Here is a 13230-nt window from a genome sequence, read left to right as displayed (position 1 = left end):
ATCAACTTATTCCTTTATAACGTTTCTATAAATTGTCAATTGTTTTGTCTTTTGGATGTTTTACTTTGTAACTTATCCTGATTTTCTTGGTTTCATTTGGAGAAAGTTTTAAATCCCATGAAAGAATTCCGGTTTCGGCATTAACTTTCGCCTTGTCGCTTTGCAATAATTCCACGGTCATTTCTTTGTCAGTGCTGATTGGATATTGGTCTTTCAGCAGAATTTGAACCGATTCCTTTTTATTGTTTTTCACGACAATGTCATACGTAAAGGTCTGCTCTTTATAGGACGATAAAAATTTTGTTCCTGATTTATCCACAATTTTTTCTCTTGAAATCGCAATTTTTTTATCTCTTCCCATGCTCAAACTCAAAGTATCCGAAGTCTGATTTGGATTGATTTGCGTTTTGCCCACATACATTCCTTCAAAAACGATATTTGCTTCGCCCTGCAACAAATTATATTTTGAATAATCGCTAATTTCCGCCAATAAAAAGGCTTCTTTGTCCGCTTTTGGAACTGCAAAATATTTATAAGTGGCAGGCAATTTCATTTCTTTTAAAGTCACGCTGTGCATTTTTCCGTTAGACAAAATATCATACGGAATGTCAATATCAAAAGAAGTATTTAGCTGATTTTCAAGGACGTTTGTGTAGTTTGAAATAGAAGACTGTTCCATTTCTTCTTTTTGTATAATTTTCGCGTTAGCGATTTGCAAACCAGAAACTTTTCCTTTAAGTGAACTTACCGAAACCTCTGCCAATTTCTCATCGTTTTCATAGTCATTTTGATAAGCATAATTTAAAAACCATGGATTTAATAAGGGTGCCTGGTTATTTTGATTTGGAACGCCAGATGACAGCGTCAGTTTCACTTTTTTCCAGTCAATTCCAGAGTTTTGAGTAACCTGCGCTTTGTACATCATATTAATTGAAGAAGTCAGGTTTTCAGCACGCAAATCATAAAATGGACGCCAAGTTGCTGTGTTTGTGATGTAGCTAATGTCAATTGGCGTGTTGCCGGCAACAGTATTCATCACTTGAAGAATCAGTTTTCCGGAAGAAATTTTTTCCTCGTTTTTAGTGTCAAATTCCAATTTGTTTCTAAGCTTCTGAAGTTTTTCGTTCTGTTTTGTTTCCTTTTCGACCAACAATGCAATCGAATTGCTCAATTCACTTCTTTTGGTTTTGTAATACTCTACCATTTTCATCAATTCGGTCACATTCAGTCCAGAATTCGCTCCAGAAACCTGCTGATTTCGGTCTAAAAGTTCGATGGTTTTATTGTAAGAGCCTTTTTCAACCTGAATTTTGGCAATATCTTTTTGTACCAATTCAATGCTGTCGCGCACTTTTTTTATCGCCGGAGAGTTTTCGTCAATTTCATATTCCGAAATGTAATTGTTTGTAAACTGAACCGACATAACCGTTACCGAAGACGGCGCGCCAATTTGAATCGTGCTTTCATTAAGCGAAACCGCGACATTTTTGATTACGATTTCGCTGTTTCCCGCCGGAAGGTTCAGCGAAGCAGATTGCGAAAGTTCCGCTCCATTAAAGTAAACGGTAGCGTTTTTCACTTTTGCCGTAGTAAAAATTGGCTTTTGCGCATACGCCATTGCTTGGAAAAAAAGCAGAAAGAAAAGAATTTTTTTCATTTGGATTATATTTAAGTGTCCTTATTGATATAGAGTATAAAAAAGTTGAAAAGGTTGGGAAGGTAAAAAATAAAAATTAAAAACCCCGAATATAGATTCGAGGTTTTGCAAAGATTTATTTCTCAAAAGTATAACCTTTTACTTTCGCAAAATCTTTAATTGAAGAAGCGATTGCGTTGCCCAAATCATCTTTTACCTTTTGCTTTTTAGCTTCGGCATCAATGAATTCCTGGCGTTTTTTTGCCAAATCGGCCATTTCTTTTTGAATTGCTTCGCGTTCTTTGGTTTTGGTTTCCACGATTGCTTTTAATTCTGAAGCAGATTTATTTTGCAATTCCTTCGGAAGCTCTTCTTTTTTTATTTTTCCCAAAGCTTCTTTATCATCTTTCACTTTGTCAACCAAATCCCAAGAATCATTTTTGTAAACCGCTTTTGACTTGCTCACTGCGCGTTCTGCATAATTTGAAGACGAAACTGATTCTGCATTTCGGTCTTGCGTTTCTTGCATTGCTTTCTTTTCAACGCCCTTGCTTCCGTAACTCACATAAGTTCCGTTCAAACGCTCGTTACATTGGTAAATTTTGTCGTCATAAGGCGTGGCGATATATTGCACTTTTTCGTCAGAATCAATATTGAAATATTTTCCTTGGCCTTTGTCAGCACCGTCTTTCCAGCTTGAATTTATTCCTTCAGAGTTATTTCCGCAGAAAATCGTATTCACATAAATATCTTTTTTCAAAGCATCATTAATCACTTCTTTGTAACTAATCGGACCTTGAGAAAACTCTTCATTTCCGGCGATGTAAAGCAATTTCATATTTCCTTTCTCACTTCCCCATTCAAGTTTTTTTGTAGCATCTTGAATCACGGCGCCACAATATTCGTTGCCACCATTGGTTCTCAGCGAAAATAATTTCTCTGAAATCAAATCTAAATCCGTAGAAAGTGGCGTCACTTGGCGAATAAAATTCGTTGAAGCAGACAACCCGTCATTTCCATATTCATACAAGGCAATTTCAATCGTCGGATTTTTTCCTTCATATTTTAAAGTCGTCAACGTGTTGACAATGTTCCAAAGTCGGGATTTTGCCTGGTCAATCAAACCGTCCATACTATTGGAAGTGTCTAACAAAAGCGCCACTTGAATTTTCGTTCCGCTCATTTCTGGAGGCGTATTCAGAGCCAATTCCGGATTTTCATCAATCACCGGATCTTTTGAAGTTGTTTTAAAATAGTCACAGCTAAAGCAAAGCGAAGTCGCCAAAAGTGCTGTCGCAAAAAGAATTTTCGTTTTCATAATGATTGGTTTTTTTAGGTTATTGTAAATTTTTAATATCGTTTTCAATCGAAAGAATCATCAGGCAAGTCGCCGTGCAAAAAACTGGGCTCGTAATGCAATGGTGGCCGTTCCAGCTTCCGTCATTATTCTGGATGCTGATGATTTTCCCGCCCACATTGTCGTACCATTTTCGCCATTCGTCATCTTTATTGACAATCATCGATTCGCCAGTTTGCAGGAAACTCAAGAATTCTTCACCGCCGTTATTCCCAAAACCGCTCATCACGTCATTTTGAACCGCTTTCACTTTGGCTGAATTATACACCTTGTCAGCCACTTCATAAACTTCGGCTTGTTCGTCAGAAACGCCTGCTTTTTTCAAATTATCTTTATTTAAAGGCGCATTTCGGTCTAGTTTTCCTTCACTTTTTGCTTTGGCGATAATTTCTTTTGCTTCTTGCGATTCTTTTGCGCTTCCACGAACTGAACTGCTCACGGCATACAACATAATTCCGGCGCCATCTTCAGATTTTACGCTTTCATTTTCTGAATTATAATTGCTTTTTTGGTAATCTCTAGACTTTTTCAATTTATCAGAATCCACCTTTACATCTTTATTTTTAGAAGCATTTTCCAAGCCTGAACTTGCAAAAGAAGATTGCAAAACACCAGCCCAACCTGCACCTTTCACTTTTCCGTTGCCGTCGTATGATTTTTCAATTTTATTGATGCAAACTTGAATGGCGTCTTTCACTTTGTCTTTTAAATTTTCATTTTTCAGAGTCGGATAAATTTGATTCAGAAACTGCAAAGTCAAAACCGCGTCGATATTTTCTCCCAATTTCCGCTGAATTTGCGTACCTCGAACTTCCGTTATATAATCTGGATTGTTCTTTGTTTTTTCAATTTCAGCCAAAAGATAATCCAAGCTTTTTCTCAAGACATCACTATGTTTTCCAGATTCCATATTATAGCCAACGCGGTACAAAGCCATTGCCGTCATTGCCGTTGTCGCCGGGTCTGAGCTCACAGCGTGTGGGTCTCTCACGTTCTGCATTGCGTGTGAACCCGCGCCCCAACCGCCATCTTTGTTTTGTGCTTGCACGAGCCAGTTTTCGCCTTGGGCAATTTTCTCGTCAATTTTTGCATCGCGTTTCACTTTTGCAAAACCTTCAGAAGGCTGTTCGTTCATCACTGTCATAAAAACGCACGGCAGTTCTTCGTCATCCTTTTTGTCTTCTGGAATGACCATTGCAAAATCCTTAGGTTTTTCTGAAACTGGTTTTACAGAATTGCGATTGATGATTTTTACCGAAGCGTAGCATCCAAAAAGCAGGACCGCTACTGAAATTATTTTTGCTCTCATAATTTGTGGTTTTAAGATTTCTCTGGTAAAATTAGATTTCAAATCCGCTCAAAATTTCCAGAAATGGTGAAACCCCGTTTTCAATTGGTGAAAGGAATAGGATAACAGGTTGAAATTAATTTACTTTACATTATAAATTCTGCTTGGTTTTTAAATCCTAAGCGATAGACTGTTATGAAGAAATTGAATCTTAAAATCGCGATTTTTCTGGTGATGCTTTTCGGCTTTCAAAGCTTGATGGCGCAGGATACTATTAAAAAGAAAATCCTCCCGACCAAGACAAATAGCGTTTCTAAAAAAGCGGTGGAGCTGAAGGAAGCGCTCTCAAAAGACGAAAGCGATTTGCAAATTGCCCAGCGGTACGAGGCTTTGGCCAAACAACTTTCTGCCAAAGGCGATTACGCAAAAGCGGAAGAATATTTGAAAAAGGCGAAAGATATTTATGCCAAATTGAATAAAAACAAGGAAGTTGCAAATGTCAGCAGAAACATCGGGAAAACCCAGGAATCCCAAAATAAAACAAGCGACGCAATTATAAGTTATGAAAAGGCCAGCGAAGTTTCTTCGGACAAAGAATTAGAAAGAGTCAATTATAATGATGCAGAACGATTGAAAAATTCAGTTCCCGCAAAGCAAGATGATTATATCAATTCGAATATTTCTATCTTAGAAAAAAAGGGAAAAAGAGAAGAAGTTTCAGAAGCATATCAGCAAAAAGCGATGAACAGCATCAAGTTAGATGATAAACTTGGAGCGATTGAAAACTACAAAAAAGCGCTGGAAAATGTCAAAGGAAAGCCTTCGGAAGCTTTAAAAATCAAGAATGAAATTGCCAAAGTGTATGTTTCTGACAATCAATTTGACAAAGCCATCGCTATTCACGAAAAAATGATTGGCGAAGCAAAAACACGCAGTGATTTTGACAATGAAATTGCTCAAATGCAAGAATTGGCTTCGATTTATTTTACCCAAAAAGAAGATGAAAAGGGAATTTCGCTATTGAAAGAAGCGTATGAAGTTAGTATCGAAAACGGAAAAACATTGCTTGCAAAAAACACTTTAGAATTACTCTTAAAACAATATAAGGAAAAAGGAAACGGACAAAAAAGTATCGAATTATATGAGAATTTCTTCGAAAACTTTGAAGCTTTAATCAAGTCGGATAATTCTTTGATTGACTCAAAAACATTTCAAGTTACCGAAGACCGAATCAAACATTTGGAGAAAGAACGTGCTTTGAAAGACGAATTGATTACCAAGAAAAATACCTTTAATTATTTTCTTTTGGGTTCGGTCGTTCTGATGATTTTGCTTTTTGTGTTTATCGTAAAAGCGTTGTATTCGATTAAAACCAAGAATAAAAAAATCGCTTTGCAATCCTTACGGAGAGAAATGAATCCGCATTTTATTTTCAATAGTTTGAATTCTGTGAACCAATTTATTTCTGAAAATAATGAACTTGAAGCCAATAAGTACTTGACTTCGTATTCTAATTTGATGCGAAATATGATGGAAAATTCCAATAAAGACTTTGTGACTTTAAGCAATGAAATCGAACAATTGAAAAAATATCTTGACTTAGAACATTTGCGATTCAGCGATAAATTTGATTATGAAATAAAAGTCGATGAAAACTTAGACGCCGACGCAATTTTTGTCCCAAATATGCTTTTGCAACCGCATTTGGAAAACGCCATTTGGCACGGATTGCGTTACAAAGAAGACAAAGGTTTCTTGAAATTGGATTTTAAATTAGAAAAAAATCTGGTAAAAGTAACCATCGAAGACAACGGAATTGGGTTGAAAAAAAGCAAGGAATTGAAAACAACAAACCAGAAAGTCCACGAGTCGCGAGGCTTGACAAATACTTTGGAGCGAATAAACTTGCTGAATGAATTGTATCATAAAAATATTTCGTTCCAAATTTCAGAAAGAGATTTGCCTCAAACCGGAACCCAAATCGAATTGACATTTCCTTTAATTGATAAAATATGATGGTTTTGCAAAAAATAAAAAGTGTCATCGTTGAAGACGAATCGGCCGCGCGCGAAGTCCTGAAAAACTACTTGCAGAAATATTGTCCGCAGGTTGAAATCACTGGCGAAGCGCAGAATTTCAAGGAAGCAATTCCGTTACTGCACGACTTGAAACCGCAATTGGTTTTTTTGGACGTCGAAATGCCTTTCGGAAATGCTTTTGATGTTTTGGAAGCGTGCAAAGATTTGCAATTTGAAACCATTTTTGTCACAGCATTTTCAGAATATTCATTGAAAGCGTTGAATCAAAGCGCGGCGTATTATTTGCTAAAACCAATCAGTATCGAAGAACTGATTACCGCCGTAAATAAAGTACAGCAACACATCGTGAACCATGAAATTTTCAACCGTAATAAAATCATCGTGGAAAATTTCAGAGAAACAAAACCTGAAAAACAGCAAGTGATTTTACCAACTTTGGAAGGCTTTGAAGTTGTAAAAATGGAGGAAATAGTAAGACTTCGTGGCAACGGAAATTTCACCGATTTGTACCTTTCAAATGGCCAAAAAAAGATGGTTTGCCGGTTCTTGAAACATTTTACAGAAATTTTGCCGTTTCCGTTTATCAGAGTTCATAAATCAAATATTATCAATATCAACTTTGTAAAATCATATCACAAAGGAACCGGCGGTTATGTAACGATGATTGACGAATCTGAAGTGGAAATTTCCCCGAGTTATAAGGAAGAATTTTTAAAGGCTTTTAAGTGAAATACAGCAGATTCTTAGAATTTCAATTACACAAACCTGTCGTTCTGTAAATGTTAGTTATTTCGGTAAAGTTTTTCCACAAGAAACTCCACAAACTTGTCATTCTGACGAAGGAAGAATCTCCGCGAAAAAAATTTTCAAAGATTTCCTTCAAACAAATAATTCAAGAATTCTAAATTAGGATTTATCGTTTTAATTAAATCAATTTTCTTCTCTTTTCGCCATCCTTTAATTTCCTTTTCTCTAGCAATTGCTTCATGAATCCAAGTAAATTTCTCGAAATACAGCAAGTATTGTACGTGATATTTTGAAGCAAATGTGTTATTTTTAGATGTTATGTTTTCGCTGTGTTGTAGTAATCGAATTTTCAAGTGGTTCGTCACACCGGTGTACAAAACCGTTTTTGCCTTGTTCGTAATTATATAGATATAGTAAGTGTGATAACCTTCTGTGAGCATAAGTTTATTTTTAGTGGCGAATATTTTATGGAGATTCCTCGTTCCTCGGAATGACAAAATTATCGATGCAGATTTAGTATAGTTTTTCAAGAGCACTCCACAAACGTATCATTCTGAAGAACGAATCTTTGCAAAAAATTTAGGCAACGAAGATTTTGCGTTCCTGGGAATGAAGAAAACTTTTAAAAATCAAATTCTTCATCAATTTGAATTTTATCCAAAACTATTGAATCTAAAGGCTTCAGCTTGATAAAAGACCTCGCCGGACCGATAATTTCTACAGGAAACTGCTTCTGCAAAGTATCTTGCTGTTCCAATAAACCACGGCGCAACATCAAGTCGGCGATGCGATGGTTTTGGCGCATATAATTTTCTTTTAATCGGGCTTGACCGTCAAATTGCCACGCAAAACTTCTCGGTCTTGGGACAATACTCGCCAAAAACAACGACTCGTTTAACGTTAAATTTGAAGGATGTTTTCCAAAATAAAATAGCGAAGCTTCGCCAATTCCATAAACATTTGGTCCCCATTCGATGATGTTGAAATACACTTCCAGCATTCGTTCTTTGCTTGAAATTCGGTTGTTTTCAAGAATATAAACCAATAAAATTTCTTCTAATTTTCGTGAAAGCGTTTTTTCTCTCGTCAAGAAAACGTTCTTAATCAATTGCATGCTAATCGTACTTGCGCCTCGAGAAAAACGTTTTGTTTTGATATTTTTAATAATCGATTGCTTGAACGCTTCGTTGATAAAACCTCTGTGCGAGAAAAACGAAGGGTCTTCTGAAGTCAAAACGGCCTTTCTCAAATAAGGAGAAATTTCGTTTAAAGGCGTGTAATTTGGGTTCGACGGACTCACTTCCACAGCGCGCTGGCGGATTCCGTTGATGATGGCGCGATACGTGAAACTGCTGTTTAATTTGTTCAAATTCGCTTCGCCATATTTGATAATTTTCAAATTTTCTTTCTTGAAATTACTATCAAAAACCAATTCGCGAGGTTTGTTTTTATTGTACAAAAATTCCAAATTATAACTAAAATTTCCTTCGGCTTCCATTCCTTCAAAGTTTGTAAAAAGTCCCTCCGGAAGTGACACGATAAAATCTTGCGCGGTCATTTTTGGGATTTTTACTTTCAAGGCATAAATTTGGTTTTTGTCTTCTTTTGTTTTTTGGTAGAAAACATACGGAGAAAATTTCATTTTGTTTAAAGTCACTGTTGACGAGCTGTCAATCGCAATAAAATCTTCGCCAAAAATAAAATTATAGTCAAATTCTGCTTTTTTGATGACCACATCTTTTTTCGAAACTTTTGGATGATTTACCGTGAAATTTGCAATGGAAGAAGTTCCGTCGATGTGCAATTCATCGCCGTCCATTTCTATGTTTTTGATATTTAGTCGAATGGAATCAAAGCCAGCTTTCAGGTTAAAACGTTCATCAATATAAGGAATTCGGATTTTTCCGGTATCCACATTGAAAAATCGTAAGTCAGTTTGTTTTTTTCTTGGGTCAGCAAAACCCTTTATTTTCCAAGTTTGTTTAAAATTATCCGCGGTCACGCCAATCGAAGTTTCCAATTGTTTGTCAACCAAACGCAATTTTTTCAGGTCTAATTTTACTTTTCGACCCATATCGTCCATTCGAAGCGAAACGTTTTCCAAATCCATATCGGTTGGAACCAAATTTAGCGCTTGATTCAGCATTCGATAGGCTTTTTCAGCATAATTTACATCAACATCGGTCGTGTCTTTTGGTTCGTCTTTCTTTAAAAACGCATCGAAATTTCTGCCGTTTTTATCTTTTACCAATTGCACAAAACCGTTTTTTACATACAAAGTTCCGAGTTGCACATCGCCGGTCAAAAGCTTCCAAAAACTGACATTTGTCTTAATACTTTGTACATTCAAAAGTGTGTCTGCGTTCTTTGGAACCAATAAAATATTTTCTAAAGCAACACCTGAAAAACCTTCAAAAGAAGCTGATTTAATGGAGAATTTACTGTTGTATTCTGTTTCCATTTTGGTAGAAACTTTGGCAATTGCCTTTTGCAGAATTGAATTTCTGAAAATAAAAAACAGGCCAATGGCTAGTACAAAAATTACAGCGATGATTGTAACGGCAAGTAAGACTTTCTGTTTTCTAGTTCTCATTCAGAATTTTCAAGTTTAAAACACAAATATAAAGGAATAATGGAAAGTTGGCGGATGAATAAGCGTAATTAACAGACTACTCGCGCAACATTTTCAACGAAAAATATCCAATGACCACAATAATTATTCCCATTAACGCCCAAAGCCAAATTTTATTTTCAAACAATGGCGATTGCGTAATATTCTTGAAATCAGGGTTTTTCTCTTCGTTTCCGATTTGTAATTCTTTTGGGTTTTTAGGAATTTTTTCTTGGAAATTTTCAATATCATAATTGGTATTCGAAGCTTTCAGATTTCCGTAAAATAAAGAATAGTCGGCTTTTTCTGTAAATCGCGCTAAAAGATAATAAATCGAGTTTTTGACTACGATATTTTTAATTTCTAAAGGCTGATTGCTTCCGTTTTCAACGGTGATTTTTAGTTTTTTGACTAACGTGTTTCCAAGCGAAAAACCAGTTTTGTTCAACGAACTCAAGGTTTCATTTGCAATTGTTTCATAATTAAAACGCCAACCATTTTCGGTTTCGATGCTATCTCTTAAAACTTCAATTGTAATCGGGCGGTAATAATCAAAAGTGTTTGTCAACTCGATATTTAACGAAGAAACAGGAACTTTATGTTGCAATTCCAAATAAAATATCGAAAGCTTTTTCTTGGAATCAATCTCGTTTTTTTGACTTTTCAATACCGAAATTTTAAAGTCGCCGTCGTTTTTTTTCTGTTCCCAAATTTTGGCTTCCGTTAATTTTGGTTGTTCCGAAGCCTTAATTTTTATACGGTAAAATTTATACTTCGAATCTGGAAAATCAACCTGGGTAAATTTATAATCAGTTTGGCTGTTTTTTATCGAAAGAATGCGGTAATTTTTTAAAACAGAAAACCATTCTGACTGATTATTGCTGGCTTCCAATTCAACTTTCCAATCAAAGTTTTCTTGATTGAAATTTAATTTTATCTGGTTAATCTGTTTGTTTTCCGAAAGTTCAAACGTGTAAAAATATTCCGAATTTCTGCTCGAAACGTTAATCATTTGAAACGGAATCGCTACTTCTGAAATATGATTTTCAGATGATTTTAAAATATACGGAGCTTCGATTTTACCATCATTTCCAAAGATTCTGATGTCTGAAAAATCAGCTTTTAATTTTCCAAAAGAAGCTTCGGGCAAAATGATTTTGTGCCAAGTTTCTGAAGTGTTTTCAATTTTTCTTTTGAATTTAAAATCTTCGGTTTGGGCAAAAGAATTTAGGTTCAAGACCAAAAAAAGCAGTGCGAATATTTTATTTTTTGTCGTCATCAAGAAGCAAATGTTTGTATTTATTGTACAAAAAGGAAATAATTAAAAGCAAGATTCCGAGTGACACGAAAACGATGGTTTTGCGAATCGTGTTGAGTTGCGCTATGTCATAAAAGAACAATTTTACCAGCGTAATGCCAAATAAAACGATGGCCAAAACGCGCAGTTGTTTTCTGTTTTTCCAGATTCCGTAGCTTATTAAAAGTAACGATAAAACGCCCCACAAAATGCTCAATCCCAGTTTGCTGTTCGTCCAAGAATTGTTTGCGTGAATCCAAATCAGCATTTCGGCGCTGATAATCCAAATTATCAAAACCGAAAGCGCGACTTCAAAAAAGCTTCGGTTTTTCTCTAATTTTGTTCCGAAATAATTGTAAATCTGATAGGCTAAAATTCCCAAACAAAGCAACGAAATATAATGAATCACCACGGCAAAAAATCCGGTTGTTAATATCGCCTTCGCATCTGGATTGTAATAACTGTAAATCAGCTCGCTTTGCGTATACAAACCGTTGAAAAGGAAAATTAAAATGGCGATTGTTGAAAGTACTAAAGTAGCAATTTCAAAAAACTTGTTTTTGACTTTTTTTGCGATAATTAGGAACATCGCAGAAAGATATAAAAGTGTAAAGTTCAAAATCCAAATGTCTCTATAATTGTAAAAATCACTGAAATAAGTTTGGTTTTTGTAAATTTTCAAATCCCAATAATTGCTGATCTCAAGTCGAATCGCGTTGTACAAAACCAGCACGAAAACCGCCGGGACAAAGTGATTCATAAAAGAAATTACCGCCGATTTTCTCTCGGTTTCTTCCATTGGATATTTTCGTTGGAAATACACAATCAGTCCAAAAGCGACCACGAATAAAATCGAATTTAAGAACTGGGAATTTAAAATTGGAGTTTCGGCATCATAACGGAACCAGTCCTCAAAAAGGCTGATTATCGCCAAAATCATTACGATATATGACAACGTTTCATAGAAAGAAATCTTTTTGCTTCGGCCCAAATAAAAGAGCAACATTCCTTGAAAAGCCCACGCCAAAGTGACCCATTTTCCACTTAATTGTACCGGAATTGCAATCGTGATAAAAGTCAAAACCATTCCGATTACCAGATAAAATAAGCTTTTGTCAGCTAATTTTTTCTTGTAAATTAAAACGCTTACGCCAAAATGAATGATGGCGTTCAACAACGTAAACAGGCCAAAATATTGTGAAGCAGTTGGATTTCCGCTTAAAATCCCGATTCCTAAACCATAAAAAATAAATGAATTTGAAAGCACCGAAAAAATGTCTTTTGCTTCGTAATTTTCTTTTTTGATTAATTTGTAAGATAAAAAAGCTACGTAAAAAATGGTGAAAAATACGAAGAGAAATGTCAGTGCTATTCCAAAATGAATGTTTGGTTTAAAGCTTGCAATAATCCAAGAACCGAAGATAATCCAAGTGGCGACGAAAGAAATTATGTTTAACAAACGCCAGTATTTTTTGAAGGCGATGATTAGAATTCCGATATTGATAATCGCCATATAAGTAAACAAAATCACGACTTTCCCCGAACCATCGCTCAATAAAAACGGAACCGAATACGCTCCGACCAAACCGATAATTGCGATGACTTGCTGGTTGTATTTTAAGGCAGAAAAAACCGTGAAAATGGTAAACAAAACCATAATCACAAACGCCAAAGATTGCGGAATCAAGCCATATAAACTGTAAGCGAGAAACGAGATGAAGTATAGTATCGCCATAGAACCGCTCAGTAAAACGGCACTGAAGTTTTCGAATTTGGGCTTCAATTTTAAAGCAAAACCAAGCAGTCCTAATCCGATGAAATAGCCCAAAATAATTCGCGTCAACGGACTGATTAATTCGTTGTCAATCGCATATTTTGCTCCGATTCCCACGCCAATAATCAGAATTAAAACACCAATTTTATTGATCAAATTTTCACCAATAAATTTTTCCCAATTGCTTGGTTTTTGGATTCTTGGCTCCGTTCTGGAAGTTGTCGGTCTTGAAAAAACGACCGTTTCTTTTGGAACAGAAGGTTTTTCTAGAATTGGTTTTTCTTGGTTGGAAGAAACTATTTCCGGAGTTTTTGAAATTGGTGCAACATCAGTTTGAAGCGCACGAATTTCGTTTCTTAAATCTGAAATTTCTCTTTGAAAACCGTCTTGCCTTTTGATCAGGAAATCCAGTTTTTGATGGAGGAGGTTTAACTTATCTTGATCAGGCATAGATTATAGAAATTTGTTTTAAAGATATGTA

Annotated in this window: 9 protein-coding genes; 2 read left to right on the top strand and 7 right to left on the bottom strand. The window is 35.6% G+C overall.

Features of this window, described 5'->3' with window-relative positions; genetic code table 11:
- Positions 1-25 precede the first annotated feature (25 nt).
- The 3 genes from ACFPVY_RS16930 to ACFPVY_RS16920 all read right to left on the bottom strand — a co-directional run bounded on the left by ACFPVY_RS16930 (position 26) and on the right by ACFPVY_RS16920 (position 4302).
- Entirely contained in the window at positions 26-1657 is a 1632-nt protein-coding gene (locus tag ACFPVY_RS16930; RefSeq protein ID WP_379793346.1) for a DUF4139 domain-containing protein, read from the bottom strand.
- A 115-nt stretch (positions 1658-1772) separates the two neighbouring features.
- Positions 1773-2954 carry a VWA domain-containing protein gene (locus tag ACFPVY_RS16925; protein ID WP_379793345.1) on the bottom strand — a complete coding sequence of 394 codons (1182 nt, stop codon included), beginning with the start codon at positions 2952-2954 and terminating at the stop codon, positions 1773-1775.
- Positions 2955-2973: 19 nt separating this feature from the next.
- A complete protein-coding gene (locus ACFPVY_RS16920; RefSeq protein WP_379793344.1) occupies positions 2974-4302 on the bottom strand; it encodes a hypothetical protein in 1329 nt (442 codons plus the stop codon).
- Between the two features lie 174 nt (positions 4303-4476).
- Between ACFPVY_RS16920 and ACFPVY_RS16915 the strand changes: the two genes are divergently transcribed.
- Together ACFPVY_RS16915 and ACFPVY_RS16910 are read left to right on the top strand one after the other, a co-directional pair.
- Positions 4477-6297, top strand: coding sequence for a tetratricopeptide repeat-containing sensor histidine kinase (locus tag ACFPVY_RS16915; protein ID WP_379793343.1), 1821 nt, complete (start codon positions 4477-4479; stop codon positions 6295-6297).
- Positions 6297-7049, top strand: coding sequence for a LytR/AlgR family response regulator transcription factor (locus tag ACFPVY_RS16910; RefSeq protein ID WP_379793538.1), 753 nt, complete (start codon positions 6297-6299; stop codon positions 7047-7049). Before ACFPVY_RS16915 ends, ACFPVY_RS16910 begins: the two co-directional genes overlap by 1 nt.
- A gap of 137 nt (positions 7050-7186) precedes the next feature.
- On the opposite strand, the gene ACFPVY_RS16905 is transcribed toward ACFPVY_RS16910, so the two are convergent.
- The 4 genes from ACFPVY_RS16905 to ACFPVY_RS16890 all read right to left on the bottom strand — a co-directional run bounded on the left by ACFPVY_RS16905 (position 7187) and on the right by ACFPVY_RS16890 (position 13199).
- Complete coding sequence (locus tag ACFPVY_RS16905; protein WP_379793342.1) at positions 7187-7507, bottom strand: GIY-YIG nuclease family protein; 321 nt, start codon at positions 7505-7507, stop codon at positions 7187-7189.
- Positions 7508-7689: 182 nt separating this feature from the next.
- A complete protein-coding gene (locus tag ACFPVY_RS16900) occupies positions 7690-9660 on the bottom strand; it encodes a transglycosylase domain-containing protein (RefSeq protein ID WP_379793341.1) in 1971 nt (656 codons plus the stop codon).
- Positions 9661-9736: 76 nt separating this feature from the next.
- Positions 9737-10957 carry a DUF3999 family protein gene (locus ACFPVY_RS16895; RefSeq protein WP_379793340.1) on the bottom strand — a complete coding sequence of 407 codons (1221 nt, stop codon included), beginning with the start codon at positions 10955-10957 and terminating at the stop codon, positions 9737-9739.
- A complete protein-coding gene (locus tag ACFPVY_RS16890) occupies positions 10941-13199 on the bottom strand; it encodes a DUF2339 domain-containing protein (protein ID WP_379793339.1) in 2259 nt (752 codons plus the stop codon). The genes ACFPVY_RS16895 and ACFPVY_RS16890 overlap by 17 nt, the downstream gene beginning before the upstream one ends.
- Between the last annotated feature and the right edge of the window lie 31 nt (positions 13200-13230).

Origin of the sequence: Flavobacterium qiangtangense, from assembly GCF_042658345.1 — a bacterium.
Taxonomy (GTDB): domain Bacteria; phylum Bacteroidota; class Bacteroidia; order Flavobacteriales; family Flavobacteriaceae; genus Flavobacterium; species Flavobacterium qiangtangense.
Note: the sequence above shows the minus strand (reverse complement) of the source record. Positions and strands in the feature narration are given on the sequence as shown.